The following is a 17,066-nucleotide window of genomic DNA, read 5'->3' as shown; positions in this document are numbered from 1 at the left end:
GAGGACCACCACGATGATGTATGCCGCGCGGCACGGACGGAACGGGACGACGGCGCCTTCGGCTGCCGAGACGCTCGCCCAGGAGCTCATCGACGCGGCACAGGCCTGGGTGGACGACGACCCGGACCACGAGACCCGGGTCGAGCTCGGAACCGCCCTCGCCAAGGCGAAGCAGGGCGACGCGGCCGCGGTGGCCGACCTGGCAGACCGCTTCTCGGGCCTGCTGGAGTTCGGGACCGCCGGCCTGCGCGGCGCCCTCGGGGCCGGCCCGAACCGGATGAACCGCTCCGTGGTCATCCGCGCGGCTGCCGGGCTCACGGCATACCTCAAGGCCACGGCACCCGAGCCGTTCGTCGTCATCGGGTACGACGCCCGACGCAACTCCGACGTGTTCGCGCGCGACACCGCTGCCGTCGTCGTCGGGGCCGGAGGCCGGGCCGCGGTGCTGCCACACACCCTCCCGACGCCGGTGCTGGCGTTCGCGATCCGACACCTCGGTGCCGACGCCGGCGTCATGGTCACCGCGAGCCACAACCCACCCCAGGACAACGGCTACAAGGTCTATCTCGGCGACGGATCCCAGATCGTTCCGCCCGCCGACGTCGAGATCGGGCGCAAGATCGCGCGCATCGCGGCGGTGGCCGACGTCCCCCTGGCCGACGACGGCTGGGAGACGCTCGGGGACGACGTTCTCGCGGCCTACCTCGAGGCGACCGCGGCCGTAGTGGCCCCCGAGAGCCCCCGCGACCTGTCGGTCGTCCACACGGCCCTGCACGGCGTGGGCAGCGACACCCTGCTGCGGGTGTTCGACCTCGCCGGCTTCCCCGCCCCCACCCCGGTGGAGAGCCAGCAGCACCCTGACGCCGACTTCCCGACGGTCTCGTTCCCCAACCCAGAGGAGCCCGGGGCGATCGACGCGGCCCTCGACCTCGCCCGCTCCACCCATCCCGACCTCGTGCTCGCCAACGACCCCGATGCCGACCGCTGCGCCGTGGCCGTCCCCGACGGCGGCGAGTGGCACATGCTGCGCGGCGACGAGGTGGGCGCACTGCTGGGGTCGCACGTGCTGGAGCGCGGTGTCGACGACGACGCCGTCTTCGCGTGCTCGATCGTCTCCTCCCGGCTGCTCGCCGCGATGGCCTCGGCGGCCGGGATCCGCCACGAGGAGACCCTGACCGGGTTCAAGTGGATCGCGCGCGTCGAGGGACTGCGCTACGGCTACGAGGAGGCCCTCGGCTACTGCGTCGACCCCGGGCACGTCCGCGACAAGGACGGCGTCAGCGCCTGCCTGCTCATGGCCGAGCTGGCCGCCACCCTCAAGGCGCAGGGCCGCACCCTCACCGACCGGCTCGACGAGCTGGCGGTGGCCCATGGCGTGCATGCGACCGATGCGTTCTCGGTCCGGGTCGCCGACCTGTCGCTCATCGGCACCGTGATGGCCAGGCTGCGCGAGAACCCTCCCCAGGCCATCGCCGGCCTGTCCGTCGCCCGTGCCGACGACCTCGCGCTGGGCAGCGACCGCCTGCCACCGACCGACGGCCTGCGCTACTACCTCGAGGACAACTCGCGCGTCATCGTGCGCCCCTCGGGCACCGAGCCCAAGCTCAAGGTCTACCTCGAGGTCATCGAGCCGGTGGCCGACGCTGCAGCGCTCGCCGAGTCCAAGGCGGCTGCGGCGGCCCGGCTGGCACGCGTGCGCGAGGCCATGGGTGCGCTGACCACACTCTGAGACACCGCTAGAATCACGTGGTGAGCACCTCCTCCACCGTCGCCCCGGCAGCCCCCTCGGTCGACGCGACCGCCCGGGCGCGCGACCTCCTCGGCGTCTCCCGCCTGACGAACTCCGCCCTGACCAGCTGGCTCCACGGCCTGCCCGGCGTCGACCAGGTCGGGTGCGAGAGCCGCGCCGCCGGGCTCGGGTCGCGGTCGATCAAGACCACCGCGAAGGCGTGGGGCATCGACACCGCGATCTCGATGATCGACCTCACCACCCTCGAGGGCGCCGACACGGCGGGCAAGGTCCGCGGCCTGTGCGCCAAGGCGATCAGCCCCGACCCCACCGACCCCGCGACGCCCCGGCCCGCGGCGATCTGCGTGTACGGCGACATGGTCCCCGTGGCCAAGGCAGCCCTCGGTGCGAGCGGCGTCAAGGTGGCCGCCGTCGCGACAGCCTTTCCCAGCGGCCGGGCCCTGATGCCGGTCAAGCTCGCCGACACCCGCGACGCCGTGGCGGCGGGGGCCGACGAGATCGACATGGTCATCGACCGCGGCGCGTTCCTCTCGGGCGACTACCTCGGCGTGTTCCGCGAGATCGCCGAGGTCAAGGAGGCCTGCGGGTCGGCCCGCCTCAAGGTGATCATGGAGACCGGCGAGCTCGTCACCTACGACAACGTCCGCCGCGCCTCGTGGCTGTGCATGCTCGCCGGCGGCGACTTCATCAAGACCTCCACGGGCAAGGTGTCCCCCGCCGCCACCCTCCCGGTGACCCTCGTCATGCTCGAGGCCGTCCGCGACTGGCGCGAGACCACCGGCGAGATGGTCGGCGTGAAGCCCGCGGGCGGCATACGCACCAGCAAGGACGCCCTGAAGTTCCTCGTCGCGGTCAGCGAGGTGGCCGGCGACGACTGGCTCGACCCGTACTGGTTCCGCTTCGGCGCCTCCAGCCTGCTCAACGACCTGCTGCTCCAGCGCCAGAAGCTCGCGACCGGCGCCTACTCCGGGCCCGACTACGTCACCGACGACTCGCCCAGCCTCTACTGACCTTCCACCCTGAGGACATTTCCGCACATGGCCACGTTCGAGTACGCACCTGCTCCTGAGTCCCGGGCAGTCGTCGACATCAAGCCCTCCTACGGCTTGTTCATCAACGGTGAGTTCACCGAGTCACAGGGCGGGTCGGCGTTCAAGTCGATCAGCCCCGCCACCGAGGAGGTCCTCGCCGAGATCTCGTCTGCGAGCGAGGCCGACGTCGACCGCGCGGTCGCCGCGGCCCGGCGCGCCTATGCCGGTGTGTGGGGCCGGATGTCCGGCGCCGACCGCGGCAAGTACCTCTTCCGGATCGCGCGCATCCTCCAGGAGCGCGCCCGCGAGTTCGCGGTCCTCGAGAGCCTCGACAACGGCAAGCCGATCAAGGAGAGCCGCGACGTCGACGTGCCCCTCGCCGCCGCGCACTTCTTCTACCACGCGGGCTGGGCCGACAAGCTGGAGTATGCCGGGCTGGGCGCGGGCGCCCGCGCGCACGGCGTCGTCGGCCAGGTCATCCCGTGGAACTTCCCGCTGCTCATGCTGGCCTGGAAGATCGCCCCCGCGCTGGCCACGGGCAACACCGTGGTCATCAAGCCGGCCGAGACCACACCGCTGACCGCGTTGCTCTTCGCCGAGGTGGTCCAGCAGGCCGACCTGCCCCCGGGCGTCGTCAACATCATCACGGGGGCCGGCGCCACCGGCCAGGCCATCGTCGACCACCCCGACATCGACAAGCTGGCGTTCACCGGCTCCACGGGCGTCGGCAAGATGATCGCCCGCTCCATCGCCGGCACCCGCAAGAAGGCCACCCTCGAGCTCGGCGGCAAGGCCGCGAACATCGTCTTCGACGACGCGCCGCTCGACCAGGCCGTCGAGGGCATCGTCAACGGCATCTTCTTCAACCAGGGCCACGTCTGCTGCGCCGGGTCGCGACTGCTCGTCCAGGAGACCATCGCCGACGAGGTCGAGAAGCGACTCAAGCGTCGGCTGGCCACGCTGCGGGTCGGCGACCCGCTCGACAAGAACACCGACGTGGGCGCGATCAACTCCAAGGCGCAGCTGCAGCGCATCACCGAGCTGACCGCGGCCGGCGAGGCCGAGGGCGCCGAGCGCTGGGACACCGGCTGCGAGCTGCCGGCGAAGGGCTTCTGGTTCCGGCCGACCGTCTTCACCGGCGTCAGCCAGACCCACCGGATCGCCCAGGAGGAGATCTTCGGGCCGGTGCTGTCGGTGCTGACCTTCCGCACCCCCCACGAGGCCGTCGCCAAGGCCAACAACACGCCCTACGGCCTGTCGGCCGGTGTCTGGACCGAGAAGGGCTCGCGCATCCTCTGGATGGCCGACCAGCTGCGGGCCGGCGTCGTGTGGGCCAACACCTTCAACAAGTTCGACCCGACCAGCCCGTTCGGCGGGTACAAGGAGTCCGGCTACGGCCGCGAGGGCGGCCGCCACGGCCTGTCCGCCTACGTCACGACAGAAAGCACTCGGTGAGCCCCGTCATGCCTCCCACCCAGCGCAGCAGCACCGATGCCCGCGTCGACGTGCGCAAGACCTACAAGCTCTACATCGCCGGGAAGTTCCCGCGCTCCGAGTCCGGCCGTTCCTACGAGGTGTTCTCGGCCGGGCGCTCGCCGCAGTTCCTCGCCAACGCCTCGATGGGCTCGCGCAAGGACGCCCGCGACGCGGTCGTCGCGGCTCGGGCGGCGTTTGCCGGCTGGGCCGGCGCCACGGCATACAACCGCGGGCAGGTGCTCTACCGCGTCGCCGAGGTGATGGAGGGTCGTCGGGCCCAGTTCGTCGCCGACGTGCGGGCGAGCGAGGGCGTGGCCGAGCGTCGCGCCGAGACGATCGTCTCGGCGGCCATCGACCGCTGGGTCTGGTATGCCGGGTGGACCGACAAGCTGGCACAGGTGCTCGGCGGCCTCAACCCCGTGGCCGGCCCGTACTTCGACATCTCTGCGCCGGAGCCCACCGGGGTGGTGGCGGTCCCTCGCCCCACAGGGCTCGTCGTTGCTCGGCCTGGTCTCGGTGCTCGCCCCGGTGATCGTCTCGGGCAACACCGCGGTGGTCCTCACCAGCGAGCGACGCCCGCTGCCCGCGATCACGCTGTCCGAGGCGCTGGCGACCTCCGACGTGCCCAGCGGGGTGGTCAACCTCATCACCGGGCGCACCGCCGAGGTCGCTCCGTGGCTGGCCTCCCACCGTGACGTCAACGCCATCGACCTTTCGGGCGCGGCCGACGCCGAGGACCTCGCGTGGGGTGACCTCGAGCTCGCCGCCGCCGAGAACCTCAAGCGGGTCCTGCGGCCCGCCGGCATCGGCAGCGACGCCATCGAGCCCGACTGGACCGTGACGCCCGACCTGTCCCGGGTCACCGCCTTCCTCGAGACCAAGACGGTCTGGCACCCCAAGGGCCGCTGACCTCCGTGACCCGTGCGCGCGTGGTCGTCCTTGCCGGTCCCAGTGGGGCCGGCAAGTCGCGTCTGGCGGCGCGGCTCCACGCCGCCCACGGCTGGCCGATCCTGCGGCTCGACGACTTCTACCGCGACGAGGACGACCCGCTCATGCCGCGCAGCGAGGGAGCTCGGGATCGTCGACTGGGACCACCCCGACTCGTGGGACGGCGAGGCCGCCGTGCTGGCCCTGGCGACGCTCGTCGACACCGGCTCGGTCGACACCCCGGTCTACGACATCGGGCTCAGCCGGGCCGTGGGCACCACGACCGTCTCCGCCGGGCCGCACGACCTGGTCCTCGCCGAGGGCATCTTCGCCGCCGAGGTCATCGGCGACCTGCGCGAGCGCGGCCTGCTCGCCGGCGCGTACTGCGTCCACCACCACCGCGTACTGACGTTCGTCTGGCGGCTGCTGCGCGACCTGTCCGAGCGCCGCAAGCCGCCGTGGACCCTGGTGCGTCGCGGTCTGGCGCTGATGCGCGACGAGCCCCGGGTCGTGGCCCGGCAGGAGTCGCTGGGGGCCGTGTCCGCTCGCGCCCAGGACCTCGAGCGGCTGCTGTCCGCGCTGTCCACCCTGGCCCGCTGAGAGCCTGCCGAATCGGCCGACTCGCCGCATAACACCCGTGGTTCGGTTAGGGTTCCAGCACGTCAGGAGGGGGAGAGGACACCATGACCGAACCGCAGTGGGTGGCCCCGGGAACGGGTGCCCAGCCCGACCCGGGCCCCGGACCTCAGTACAGCCCGGCACCCGGACCTCCGTACGGCCCTGGCGCGCCCGGGGCCGCGGCGCCCCCGCTGATGATGGAGTTCCGCCCGGGCATCATCCCGTTGCGCCCGCTCGGTCTCGGCGACCTCTACGGCGCGGCCGTCAAGGCGGTCCGCGGCAACGTCGGCGCCACCGTGGGACTCGCGCTGGTCACCACGCTCATCTTCCTTGTTCCCACCACCGCGCTCGGCGCGTGGGTCAGCTCACTCGAGACGGCGCCCCAGGAGTCCGAGTCGATCCCCGTCCTCGGCATGCTCGGCGGCTACCTCCCCAGCGTCGGCACCTCGCTGTCCTCGATCCTGCTGAGCGGGTTCCTCGCGTTCGTCATCGGGCAGGCGATCCGCGGGCGCCGGGTCAGCGCAGCCCAGACGTGGGAGGGCACGCGGGGTCGGCTGATGCCCCTGGTCGGCGCCACCGTCGTGGCCAGCCTGTCGATCGTCGCGGCCGTGGCCAGCCTGCTCGTCGCGCCGGTCCTCGCACTGGTCAGCGCCATCCAGTCGGGCGACCCCTCGACCGACCCCGCGGGGATCATCGGCGCGGTCCTGCTGGTGGTCGGGGCAGGGTTCGTCGCTGCCGTCGTGGCGCTGTACCTCTCGACCCGGCTGGCCTTCGTCGCGCCATCGGTGGTCCTCGAGCAGCTCGGCGTCGGTGGCGGCATCCGCCGGTCCTGGCGCTTGACCAGCGGTCGCGAGTTCTGGCGGGTGCTCGGCATCCGGCTCCTCACGGGGATCATCGTCGGGATCGCCGCCGAGGTCGTGACGTTCCCGCTGTCGATGCTCGGCACGATCGGCATCCTCGGCACGGGCGACCCATCCCGCATCTACGTCTGGCAGGCCGTCGTCGCCGGGGTCAGCGGCCTGGTCGCTGGCGCGCTCACCACCCCCTTCACCGCGGGCGTCGACGCGCTCCTCTACGTCGACCAGCGGATCCGTCGCGAGGGGTTCGACGTGCGGCTGATCGCCGCCGTCCAGGAGGATGCGGGAGCACCCGGACGTCCATGACCTTCCCGTTCGACGGCCCGCCGCTCGACCCGAGCTCACCGACGGCCCAGCAGTGGCTGCGCGACGAGTTCGCCCACGGGAGCTACACGACCCAGCCATCGTGGTTCCAGCGGTTGGTGGAGTGGATCGCCAACCTCCTGGGCCGGTTCGGCGGTCACGGCCCCGGCGGCTTCCCTGCCTGGGTGGCCGGGGTCGTCGCGCTGGTGTTCGTGGCCGTGGCGGTGCTGGTGGTGTCGCGCCTGGTCCGCCCCGAAGCCCGCGCCCTGTCGCGCACCCGCCGCGCCACAGCGGGGACGATGGACGACGAGGGGTTGAGCGCCGCCGACTACCGCGGGCGTGCGGCCCTGGCGCTCGCCCGCGCCGACTGGGACGCGGTCCTGCTCGACCGGTACCGCGCCCTCGCGGCCTCGGCCGTCGAGCGCACCCTGCTCGGGGAGCTGCCCGGCAGGACCGCGCACGAGGTGGCGGTCGCCCTGGCCCCCGTCTTCCCCGACCACCGCGCGCCGCTCGCTGCAGCCGCAGCCGCGTTCGACGCGGTTCGTTACGGCCACGAGCGGGCCACGAGCAGGCAGGCGCATGATGCCGCCGAGCTCGACGACGCCCTGCTGCGCACCCGGCCGCGGATCGCCGCGGAGGTCCGGTCGTGACCGCGTCCCGCCTGAGCCGCATCCGGGCCCGCGGCGCCTGGCTGCTGGTCGTCGCCATAGGCGTGGCCGTCCTCGTGGCGATCAGCCTCGCCAACTCCGGACCGTCCCAGGACCTCGACCCCGACAGCGCCGGCCCGAGCGGTGGCAAGGCGCTCGTCCAGGCGCTGCGCCACCACGGCGTGGACGTGCAGGTCGTCCGGTCAGCGCAGGCGCTCGCCGACGCCGCTCCGGCCCCTGGCGTCACCGTCGTCCTGGCGAACCCCGAGTACCTCGGCTACGACAGCGCCGTGCGGATGCGCGCCACGGCCGCCCACGCTGACCGGCTCGTGCTGCTCTCGCCGAGCAGCGACCAGCTGACGGCGCTCGGGCTGGAGCTGGTCTCGGCGCCCGCGCCCCCCTCGGACGGCTCGGCGGGGTGCACCAGCCCGATCGCGCGCGCCGACGACACGGTGAGCGAGTCCGACGTCCGGTTCGCGCGCCCCGACAGCGCTCGCGGACCCGCAGCCCAGCTGTGCTTCGTCCTGTCCGACCCGAGCAGGCACGGGACCACGCGACCCGACCCCACCTTCGGTGCCCTGATGGCGACCCAGCCAGCCACCTCCGACCAGCCCGAGGTCGTCGCGCTCGGTTTTGCCTCCGCCTTCACCAACCGCTATGTCACGCAGGCCTCGCACGCCGGGTTGGCCGTCCGGGCGCTCGGCCACTCCCCCGCCTGCTCTGGTACCAGCCCGGCCTCGACGACCTCGTCAATGCCTCCGGGCGCGCGACGCCCTCGCCCTGGCCCCCCTGGCTGGCCCCGGGCGCGGCGGTGCTCGCGATCGCGGTCCTCGTTCTCGCCGTCGTGCGCGGGCGCCGGATGGGCTCGCTCGTCGCCGAACCGCTGCCGGTCGTCGTCCGCGCCGTGGAGACCACCGAGAGCCGTGGTCGCCTCTACCGCCGGGCCGGCGACCGTGGCCGCGCGGCCACCATCCTCCGCTCGGCGACCACCGGGCGGCTCGCCCGTCGGCTCGCGGTGCCCCCAGGGGACGTGGCGGATGTCGTGCGCGCGGCCGCCGCCGCCTCCGGTATGCCGTTGACGCACGTCGCTGCCCTGCTCACCGGGCCGCCACCCACCACCGATGTCGAGCTGCACACCGTGGCCAGCTCGCTGACCGAGCTCGAGGAGAGGGTCCGTACCTCATGACCGACTACCCCGCACCAACCCAGACCGTGCCTGCACAGGACGGCCCGGCCGCCGCAGCGCCGGACGCGCGCGCCGCGCTGCTCGCCGTCCGCGCCGAGGTGGCCAAGGCGGTCGTCGGCCAGGATGCCGCGGTCGCCGGGCTGCTGGTGGCCCTGCTCACGGGCGGGCACATCCTCCTCGAGGGTGTGCCGGGCGTCGCCAAGACCCTCCTCGTCCGCAGCCTTGCCGCTGCCTTGTCCGTCGAGACCAAGCGAGTCCAGTTCACCCCGGACCTCATGCCCGGTGACCTCACCGGATCGCTGATCTACGACGCCTCCACGAGCGACTTCACCTTCCGCGCGGGCCCGGTCTTCACGAACCTGCTGCTCGCCGACGAGATCAACCGGACGCCCCCGAAGACGCAGTCCGCCCTGCTCGAGGCCATGGAGGAGCGTCAGGTCAGTGTCGACGGGCGTGCCCACCCGCTCCCGGTGCCGTTCATGGTCGCCGCCACCCAGAACCCCGTCGAGTACGAAGGCACCTACCCGCTGCCCGAGGCCCAGCTGGACCGGTTCCTGCTCAAGGTCAGCCTGCCCGTGCCGCCCCGCGACGACGAGATCGCCGTGCTCCGCAGGCACGCCACCGGGTTCGACCCGCGCGATCTGGCGGCCGCTGGACTGCGCCCGGTCGCGTCGGTCGACGACCTCGCGGCGGGCGCCGAGGCGGTCCGTACCGTCGAGATCTCCGAGGAGGTCACGGCATACATCGTCGACATCGCCCGGGCGACCCGCACCTCCCCCTCGGTTGCGCTCGGGGTGAGCCCACGCGGCGCCACCGCGCTGATGGCTACCTCCCGAGCGTGGGCGTGGATGAACGGCCGCGGCTACGTCACGCCCGACGACGTCAAGGCGCTGGCGCACGCCACGCTCGCCCACCGGCTGTCGCTGCGGCCCGAGGCCGAGCTGGAAGGCGTCAGCGTGGGCGCAGTCCTGCACAGCGCCCTCGGGGCCGTGCCGGTCCCGCGCTGATGGCCCTGACCTACCGTGCGGTGGTGCTGGCCCTGCTCGGGCTGGTCCCCGTCGCCGTGTGGCCCGATGCCACCACGGTCCGGTGGTGGGTCCTGGCGATGGTCGTCCTCGTCGGCCTGGACCTGTTGCTGGCGAGCTCGCCGAAGGCTCTCGCCTTCGAGCGCGTGGGCCCCGGGCAGGTCCGGCTCGGCGAGCGCACCTCGACCGCACTGCTCGTGACCAACACCGGTCGGCGCCAGGTCCGGGGTGCGCTGCGCGACGCCTGGCCGCCCTCGGCGGGGGCGGCCACCACACGGCATACCCTCGCGGTCCCGGCGGGCGAACGCACCCGGGTGACGACCACGCTCGACCCCACGCGTCGCGGTGACCGGATCGCGCACCGCGTCACGGTGCGCTCGGCCGGTCCGCTGGGCCTCGCCGCCCGGCAGCGGTCAGTGGAGGTGCCCGGCAGGCTGCGCGTGCTGCATCCGTTCCCCGCGCGCAAGCACCTCCCTAGCCGGCTGGCGGTGCTGCGACAGCTCGACGGGCGGGCGGCACTGCGCACCCGGGGCCAGGGCACCGAGTTCGACAGCCTGCGCGACTACGTCGACGGCGACGACGTGCGCAGCATCGACTGGCGCGCGACCGCCCGCCGGCAACACCTGGTCGTGCGGACCTGGCAGCCCGAGCAGCACCGCCGCATCGTCATCGTCGTCGACACCTCGCGGACCTCGGCCGGCCGCGTGGGCGACGCCCCGCGGCTCGACGCCGCGATGGATGCCGCGCTGCTACTCACCGCACTGGCCGGCCACGCCCGCGACCGGGTTCAGGTGTTCGCGGGCGACCGCAGCGTGGTCGCCCGTGCCTCCGGGGGCGACCGGGCCACGCTGCTGCACGACACCATCAGCACGCTGGCCCCGATCGAGTCCCGACTCGTCGAGGCGGACTGGAGCCTGCTCGCCACCGAGGTCTCCCGACTGGGCACCCAGCGCGCCCTCGTCGTCCTCCTCACCCCGCTGGAGTCTTCGGCGATCGAGCAGGGACTGCTCCCGGTCCTCCCGGCCCTGTGCGCCCACCACCGGGTCGTCGTGGCCTCCGTGGCTGATCCGGCCGTGGCCCGGATGCGCATCGACAGGGACACCGTGGCCGGGGTCTACGACGCCGCCGCTGCCGAACGCACCACCGCCCTGCGCGAACGAACGGCGACTGCGCTCGGCCAGCTCGGCGTGGACGTCCTCGACGAGCCGCCGGAGCTGTTGCCGGCCCGGCTGGCCGACCACTACCTCATGCTGAAACGACACGGCCTGCTCTGAGCGCCGCTCACCACGCCCGACCAGCGCCGCGTCACCGCGCCCGACCAGCGCCGCGTCACCGCGCCCGACCAGCGCCGCGTCACCGCGCCCGACAGGTCAGCCCACGAGCAGTGGGGCGTCGCCGGCGTCGCGGGCCTCGACGTCGCCGGTGACCCCGGCACGGTGGGCGGCCCGCCCCACCACGAACACATAGGCGAGGAAGCCGCTCTCGGCGACCAGCCCGACCCCGATCCGTGCCCAGGTCGGCAGCCCCGACGGCGTGACGAAGCCCTCGATGGCCCCACTGACCAACAGCACGAACACCAGGCCGAGGGCGACGGCGACGGCAGTGCGGCCCTCGGCGGCAAGGGACTGCAGCCGCGTGCGGGGCCCCGGCTCGACCCACGACCAGCACAGCCTCAGCCCTATCGCCCCGGCCACGAACACCGCGGTCAGCTCGAGCAGCCCGTGCGGCAGGATCAGCCCGAAGAACAGGCTGGTGCGGTCGTGCGAGATCATCAGCGCCGCGACCACGCCGAGGTTCATGACGTTCTGGAACACCACGTAGAGGACCGGAAGGCCCAGGACGCCACCGGCGATGCACTGCGCCGCGACCCAGGCGTTGTTGACCCACACCTCGGTCGCGAACTCGTGGTGCGGGAACTCCGAGTAGTAGTGCTGGAAGTCGGTGCCGACGTAGGCCCTGATCTCGGCCGGGCTGAGCTGGCTGGTGTAGACCTCCGGATGCCGCAGCGTCCACGCGGCGATGAGCACCGCGACGAGGACGCTGGTCAGGGCAGTCGCCACCCACCACCACCGGGTCCGGTAGAGCGCGGCGGGAAAGGTCCGGGTGAAGAACCGCAGGGCGTCGGTCCAGGTGCTCGTGCGCGTGCCCACCATCTCGAGCCGCGCCCGAGTCAGCAGCAGCGACAGGTAGGAGACGACGGACGGGTCAGGGCTAGCCGACCGCACCACCGACAGGTCTGTCGACACGCGCTGGTAGAGGTCCAGCAGCTCGTCGCCCTCCGCGCCGGTCAGCCGGCGCCGTCGCACGAGCTCCTCGAGGCGCCCCCACTGCCTGCCGCGCGCGGCGGCATACGCGTCCAGATCCACGGGCGTCACTCTATGCTTCCGGCATGAGCACGGGGGCCGGTTACCGCCGCTACGCCAGCGACGACATCGTCACCGGCGAGGGCGTGGCCGTGGAGCTCCCCGTGGCCGGCGTGGCGTCGCGGGCGGCCTCGGGTCTGATCGACCTGGTCATCGCGGCCGTCGCCCTCATCGGTGGGTCCTTCCTGGCGGCGCTCTTCCTCCCGGACGCCTCCGACGCCGTGGTCACGACAACGACGATCCTGCTCGTCGTGGGCGTGACCGTCGGCCTTCCCGCGCTCGTCGAGACCCTCACCCGCGGGCGCACCGTCGGCAAGCTCGCCCTCGGCCTGCGGGTGGTGCGCGACGACGGTGGGCCCATCACGGCCCGGCACGCCATCACCCGTGCGCTGGTCGGCTGGGTCGAGATCTATCTCCTGCTCGGGTCGGGGGCTCTGGTGTCCTCGATCATCAGCCCGCGGGCAAAGCGACTCGGCGACATGGCCGCAGGCACCTACGTGGTCTCGCAACGGGCGACCATGCGGCTCCTGCCCCCACCACTCATGCCGGCCGGCTTGGCCGGCTGGGCCGTAGGCGCCGACCTCGCCGCGCTCCCACCCGGACTGGCCATCGCGGTGCGACAGTTCCTCGGCCGCGCGCCCGGGCTGGCTCCGGGGTCGCGCGAAGTGCTCGGCCAGAGCCTGTTGCGCCAGGTGCTGCCCTATGTCTCGCCGCCGCCACCGGCGGGCGTGCACGCCGAGTACGTCCTCGCCGCGGTCATCGCCGACCGGCGGCGCCGCGACGCCGAGCGACTGGCCCGTGAGGACGCCCGGCGAACCCAGCTGCTGCCCGCCGACCCCTTGCAGCCGTGAGGCGTCCTCGTTGCCGTGAGGCCTGTCTGAACGCGGTGGGTGTCAGCTCGTCGCGAGCGCGTCGTAGCCGGGCTTGACGACGCCCTCGATGATCGCGAGGCGCTCGTCGAACGGGATGAACGCCGACTTCATGGCGTTGATCGTCACCCAGCGCAGGTCGTCCATCGTCCAGCCTGCCTCGTCGACGAGCAGACCCATCTCGCGAGACATCGTCGTGCCGCTCATGAGGCGGTTGTCCGTGTTGACCGTGACCCGGAACCGTAGCCGCTTGAGCAGCGAGATCGGGTGCAGCGCAACGGATTCCGCAGCGCCGGTCTGGACATTGCTGCTCGGGCACATCTCGAGCGGAATGCGCGTGTCCCGGACGTATGCCGCGAGGCGGCCGAGGTGCACCTCGGCCGGGTCAGCGGCGATCGCCGCTGCGACGTCGTCTCCGAACGGCTTGTCGCGCACGACGAGGTCGTCGACGATGCGTACGCCGTGCCCCAGCCGGTCGGCGCCGCACCACTGGATGGCCTCCCAGATGCTGGGCAGACCGAACGCCTCGCCGGCGTGGATCGTGAAGTGCGCGTTCTCGCGGCGCAGGTACTCGAACGCGTCGAGGTGACGAGTGGGCGGGAAACCCGCTTCCGCCCCCGCGATGTCGAAGCCAGCCACGCCGCGGTCGCGGTAGCGGACCGCCAGCTCGGCGATCTCGGTGCTCTTGGCGGCGTGGCGCATCGCGGTGAGCAGGGCCGTCACCCGGATCGGCGTCCCGGCCTCGGCCGCGGCCTGCTCGCCTTCGCGGAACCCGGCGTTGACCGCCTCGACGACGTCCTCGAGCTCGAGACCGCCCTCGAGGTGCTGCTCGGGGGCATAGCGACTCTCGGCGTAGACCACCCCGTCCGCGGCAAGGTCGAGTACGCACTCACGGGCCACCCGGCGCAGGCCGTCGGCCGTCTGCATCACGGCAATGGTGTGGTCGAACGTCTCGAGGTAACGCACGAGGGAGCCGGAGTCGGCGCTCTCGCGGAACCACGCGCCCAGGCCCTCGGCGTCGCCGGCCGGCAACCCGGCATACCCGATCTGGTCGGCGATCTCGATGATCGTCTGGGGCCGCAGGCCACCGTCGAGGTGGTCGTGCAGGAGCGCCTTGGGCGCGCGCAGGATCGGGTCCATGGTGACGTCGGTGGCGGCGTCCGTGGCGGTCTGCGCGGCGTCGCCGACCTTGCGCCCGAAGATCACGCGTCGCCCTTGCCGTCGCTCGAGTCATCGCTCGAGTCATCGCTTGAGTCATCGTCGCGGTGGACGGTCTCGGGCGAGAAGGCGGGCAGGCAGACGGCGACGTACTCGGCACCCTCAGGACCGGTGGAGTAGCGGATGCGCTCGCCCCCGCGGGTGATGACGCTCTGGCCGGCGTCGACGCGCAGCTGGCCACCGTCGTGGTCGACGAGCACGGCTCCGGCGAGGACCAGGGTCACCTCGTCGAACTCAGGCGTCTGGAACGGCTCGGACCAGTCGGCGGGCGCCTTCATGTGGGCCACCGACACGGCGTCGGTGCCGGTGTTCACGCGGCCGACGTGCTCGTCGATGATCTTGCCCCCGGGGACGGGGATGGTCGTGGGCGTCGGGATCAGTTCAGGCACGGACTCACCCTAGCGGCGTCCGGCGGCGCTCAGGTGGGGGCGTGCAGCGGAACCCGCAGCTCGAAGCGACACCCCCCGGCGACGTTGCGGACCGCCGCCGAACCGCCGTGAGCCGCCGCCACCCCACGCACGATCGACAGCCCCAGTCCCGCGCCGGCATCGCCGGGCGTGCGGGCTTGCGTGCCGCGCCACCCCGCCTCGAACACCCGCCCGAGGACACCTTCGGGTATGCCGCCGCAGCCGTCCTCGACGCTCACCACGGCGTCGCCGCGGTCCGCTCCGACCCGCACCGTGACCTCGCCACCGGCAGGCGTGTGCCGGATGGCGTTGACCACGAGGTTCCCCACCGCACGCGACACCTCGCTGGCATCGACGGTCGCCGCCACCGGCTGGTCGACCGAGCCGGTGAGCCGGACCCCGCCGGACTGGGCGAGGGGCTGCCAGGCGGCTACCGCGTCAGACACCAGGTCTCCGACCGCAACCCGCTCGCGACGCAAGGTGAGCGAGGGGGACTGCAAGCGCGAGAGCGCCAACAGGTCGTCCACCATCGCGCTCATCCGCATCACGTCGGCGCCCAGCCGGGCCAGGTAGTCCGCCGGGTCGCTGGCCACGCCGTCCTGGAGGGCTTCGGTCAGAGCCCGCATGCCCGCCAGGGGTGTCCGCAGGTCGTGCGAGACCCAGGCGACGAGCTCGCGCCGCCCTGCCTCGACCTCTCGGTCGCGTTGGCTCGTCGCGGCCGCGAGCGCCGCCGTCCGAGTCACCTGCTGGATCCGCGCCGCGATGACCCAGCCCACGGCCACGGCGATGGGCAGCGAGGCGAGCAGCACCAGCAGGACGGTGGTCGAGTCCCGGTCGGACAGGAACATCGCGCGGGCACTGGCGTAGACCCCGGCGGCCACCGAGCCCACGACGACCAGGGGCGCGAGCGCGGCCGCAGCAGCGACCGAACGGCGGGCCAGCGCCAGGACGAGCAGGGCGCCCAGCGTCCCGAGAACCGCGGCAACGCCCGCGGACAGCCCAACGGCCTGGAGCTCTGGCCCGCTCACCGCGAGAGCCCGGGGCGGTCGGAGAGGTCGGACGCGCCGTGACTCGGCGCCAGGTCCCAGCGATAGCCGATGCCGAAGACGGTGACCAGCCGTCGTGGTCGGGAGGGGTCCGCCTCGACCTTCTCGCGCAACCGACGGACGTGCACGGTGACGGTGGAGCGGTCCCCGAACTCCCAGCCCCAGACCGACCGCATCAGGGCATCGCGATCCTGCGCCCGGCCAGGATGGGCCAGGAACCAGTGCAGCAGGTCGAACTCCCGGGCGGTGAGGGCGAGCTCGACTCCCCCGAGCTGGGCCACGTGCGCCACCGGGTCGAGAACGAGGTCGCCGTCGCGGAACACGGTGCTCTCCTCGGCCAGGCCCGGCACGGGGGCGGCGCGGCGCAACAGCGACTGCACCCGCAGGACGAGCTCGCGCGGGCTGAACGGCTTGGTCACGTAGTCGTCCGCGCCCACCTCGAGTCCGAGGATGCGGTCCTCCTCCTCGCCGCGGGCCGTGAGCATCAGCACGGGCAGCCCCGCCCACGAGGCGCGCAGGCGGCGGCATACCTCGAGCCCGTCGATGCCCGGGAGCATCAGGTCGAGGACCACCGCGTCAGGCGGTCGCGCCTGTGCGGCAGCGAGACCGCTGGGGCCGTCGACGGCCTGCTCGCCCTCGATGCCGGCGCGCTCGAGATACGCGAGCACCACCTGGGAGACGGTGGTGTCATCGTCGATCACCAGGACGCGAGCCACCCCGTCAGGATAGGCGTGGCCGCCCGCCCTCGCGGGCCACCGGCCTCGACGTCACGACCACGTAAGGACCGCGTAAGCGTGCGGTCATGGAGCGCACGGAGATCGCCCGATCTACTGGAGAGCGGACCGGCCGAGCGGCCGGACGGAAAGGCGAACTCCCATGAACCACAAGCGAATCCTTGGCAGTGTGGCGGTCCTCGCCACTGGCATGGCACTGTCCGTCGGAGCGACCGGCGGAGCCTTCGCCGCCGGTGTCAGCGGGCCGGCGATCTACGTCAACCACGTGCTCTATCGCACCGTCGCCACGCCGACGGACCTGTCCGGCACCGGGGCCCCGGCGCAGGCATGGGACACGATCTACAGCTTCAACGGCGCCCAGCGCAGCGTCGCGACGGCAGCGCCCGGCGACCCTGGGTTCAACGGCGGACGGTGGCAGGTGCACAGCGTGACCTTCCCGAACGGGTATGCCGCCGCGCTTGCGTCAGGGGACCTCGACGGCAACGGGGTCCTCGACGCCACCAACGAGGTCCAGGCCGCTCTCACCTCGGGCAACGCCGTGGACAACGGCATCGTCCGCTACTTCGTCTGCACGCTCAACAAGGTGCCAGCCAGCGGGGGCTGAGCCCC

16 protein-coding genes and 1 pseudogene are annotated in these 17,066 nt (G+C 72.8%); 12 read left to right on the top strand and 5 right to left on the bottom strand.

Going from position 1 to position 17,066, the window contains the following annotated elements:
- Positions 1 to 16 precede the first annotated feature (16 nt).
- From GKE56_RS00440 to GKE56_RS00390, 10 genes and pseudogenes are all read left to right on the top strand, one after another.
- Positions 17 to 1,729 (top strand): phospho-sugar mutase, encoded by a 1,713-nt coding sequence (locus tag GKE56_RS00440; RefSeq protein ID WP_154685527.1) that lies wholly within the window; start codon positions 17 to 19, stop codon positions 1,727 to 1,729.
- Between the two features lie 20 nt (positions 1,730 to 1,749).
- Positions 1,750 to 2,760, top strand: coding sequence for a deoxyribose-phosphate aldolase (deoC, locus tag GKE56_RS00435; protein ID WP_195908195.1), 1,011 nt, complete (start codon positions 1,750 to 1,752; stop codon positions 2,758 to 2,760).
- Positions 2,761 to 2,787: 27 nt separating this feature from the next.
- A complete protein-coding gene (locus GKE56_RS00430) occupies positions 2,788 to 4,236 on the top strand; it encodes an aldehyde dehydrogenase family protein (protein WP_154682885.1) in 1,449 nt (482 codons plus the stop codon).
- An 8-nt stretch (positions 4,237 to 4,244) separates the two neighbouring features.
- Positions 4,245 to 5,166 (top strand): annotated as a pseudogene (locus tag GKE56_RS00425) (aldehyde dehydrogenase family protein).
- A 213-nt stretch (positions 5,167 to 5,379) separates the two neighbouring features.
- Positions 5,380 to 5,784 (top strand): hypothetical protein, encoded by a 405-nt coding sequence (locus GKE56_RS00420; RefSeq protein WP_230209069.1) that lies wholly within the window; start codon positions 5,380 to 5,382, stop codon positions 5,782 to 5,784.
- Between the two features lie 83 nt (positions 5,785 to 5,867).
- Positions 5,868 to 6,965 (top strand): glycerophosphoryl diester phosphodiesterase membrane domain-containing protein, encoded by a 1,098-nt coding sequence (locus GKE56_RS00415; protein WP_154682884.1) that lies wholly within the window; start codon positions 5,868 to 5,870, stop codon positions 6,963 to 6,965.
- A complete protein-coding gene (locus GKE56_RS00410; RefSeq protein ID WP_154682883.1) occupies positions 6,962 to 7,612 on the top strand; it encodes a DUF4129 domain-containing protein in 651 nt (216 codons plus the stop codon). The genes GKE56_RS00415 and GKE56_RS00410 overlap by 4 nt, the downstream gene beginning before the upstream one ends.
- Positions 7,609 to 8,688, top strand: a complete 1,080-nt coding sequence (locus tag GKE56_RS00405) for a DUF4350 domain-containing protein (RefSeq protein ID WP_154682882.1) — start codon at positions 7,609 to 7,611, stop codon at positions 8,686 to 8,688. The genes GKE56_RS00410 and GKE56_RS00405 overlap by 4 nt, the downstream gene beginning before the upstream one ends.
- A 103-nt stretch (positions 8,689 to 8,791) precedes the next feature.
- Positions 8,792 to 9,802: a MoxR family ATPase gene (locus GKE56_RS00395; protein ID WP_154682880.1), complete on the top strand. Its 1,011-nt coding sequence runs from the start codon at positions 8,792 to 8,794 to the stop codon at positions 9,800 to 9,802.
- Positions 9,802 to 11,094: a DUF58 domain-containing protein gene (locus tag GKE56_RS00390; RefSeq protein ID WP_154682879.1), complete on the top strand. Its 1,293-nt coding sequence runs from the start codon at positions 9,802 to 9,804 to the stop codon at positions 11,092 to 11,094. Before GKE56_RS00395 ends, GKE56_RS00390 begins: the two co-directional genes overlap by 1 nt.
- A gap of 96 nt (positions 11,095 to 11,190) precedes the next feature.
- Here the strand turns inward: GKE56_RS00390 and GKE56_RS00385 are convergent, their stop codons facing one another.
- Positions 11,191 to 12,186: a stage II sporulation protein M gene (locus GKE56_RS00385; RefSeq protein WP_154682878.1), complete on the bottom strand. Its 996-nt coding sequence runs from the start codon at positions 12,184 to 12,186 to the stop codon at positions 11,191 to 11,193.
- Between the two features lie 23 nt (positions 12,187 to 12,209).
- On the opposite strand from GKE56_RS00385, the gene GKE56_RS00380 reads away from it, so the two are divergent.
- Positions 12,210 to 13,034: an RDD family protein gene (locus GKE56_RS00380; RefSeq protein ID WP_154682877.1), complete on the top strand. Its 825-nt coding sequence runs from the start codon at positions 12,210 to 12,212 to the stop codon at positions 13,032 to 13,034.
- A 42-nt stretch (positions 13,035 to 13,076) separates the two neighbouring features.
- On the opposite strand, the gene GKE56_RS00375 is transcribed toward GKE56_RS00380, so the two are convergent.
- The 4 genes from GKE56_RS00375 to GKE56_RS00360 all read right to left on the bottom strand — a co-directional run bounded on the left by GKE56_RS00375 (position 13,077) and on the right by GKE56_RS00360 (position 16,439).
- Positions 13,077 to 14,192: an adenosine deaminase gene (locus tag GKE56_RS00375; protein WP_154685525.1), complete on the bottom strand. Its 1,116-nt coding sequence runs from the start codon at positions 14,190 to 14,192 to the stop codon at positions 13,077 to 13,079.
- A 62-nt stretch (positions 14,193 to 14,254) separates the two neighbouring features.
- Complete coding sequence (locus GKE56_RS00370) at positions 14,255 to 14,659, bottom strand: cupin (RefSeq protein ID WP_154682876.1); 405 nt, start codon at positions 14,657 to 14,659, stop codon at positions 14,255 to 14,257.
- Between the two features lie 29 nt (positions 14,660 to 14,688).
- Entirely contained in the window at positions 14,689 to 15,705 is a 1,017-nt protein-coding gene (locus GKE56_RS00365; protein WP_154682875.1) for a cell wall metabolism sensor histidine kinase WalK, read from the bottom strand.
- Entirely contained in the window at positions 15,702 to 16,439 is a 738-nt protein-coding gene (locus GKE56_RS00360; protein WP_154682874.1) for a response regulator transcription factor, read from the bottom strand. Before GKE56_RS00360 ends, GKE56_RS00365 begins: the two co-directional genes overlap by 4 nt.
- A gap of 160 nt (positions 16,440 to 16,599) precedes the next feature.
- Here GKE56_RS00360 and GKE56_RS00355 point away from each other — a divergent pair, with 160 nt between their 5' ends.
- Positions 16,600 to 17,061, top strand: a complete 462-nt coding sequence (locus tag GKE56_RS00355; protein WP_154682873.1) for a hypothetical protein — start codon at positions 16,600 to 16,602, stop codon at positions 17,059 to 17,061.
- Positions 17,062 to 17,066: the final 5 nt, after the last annotated feature.

It is taken from the genome of Nostocoides sp. HKS02 (genome assembly GCF_009707485.1).
GTDB lineage: Bacteria > Actinomycetota > Actinomycetes > Actinomycetales > Dermatophilaceae > Pedococcus.
Note: the sequence above shows the minus strand (reverse complement) of the source record. Positions and strands in the feature narration are given on the sequence as shown.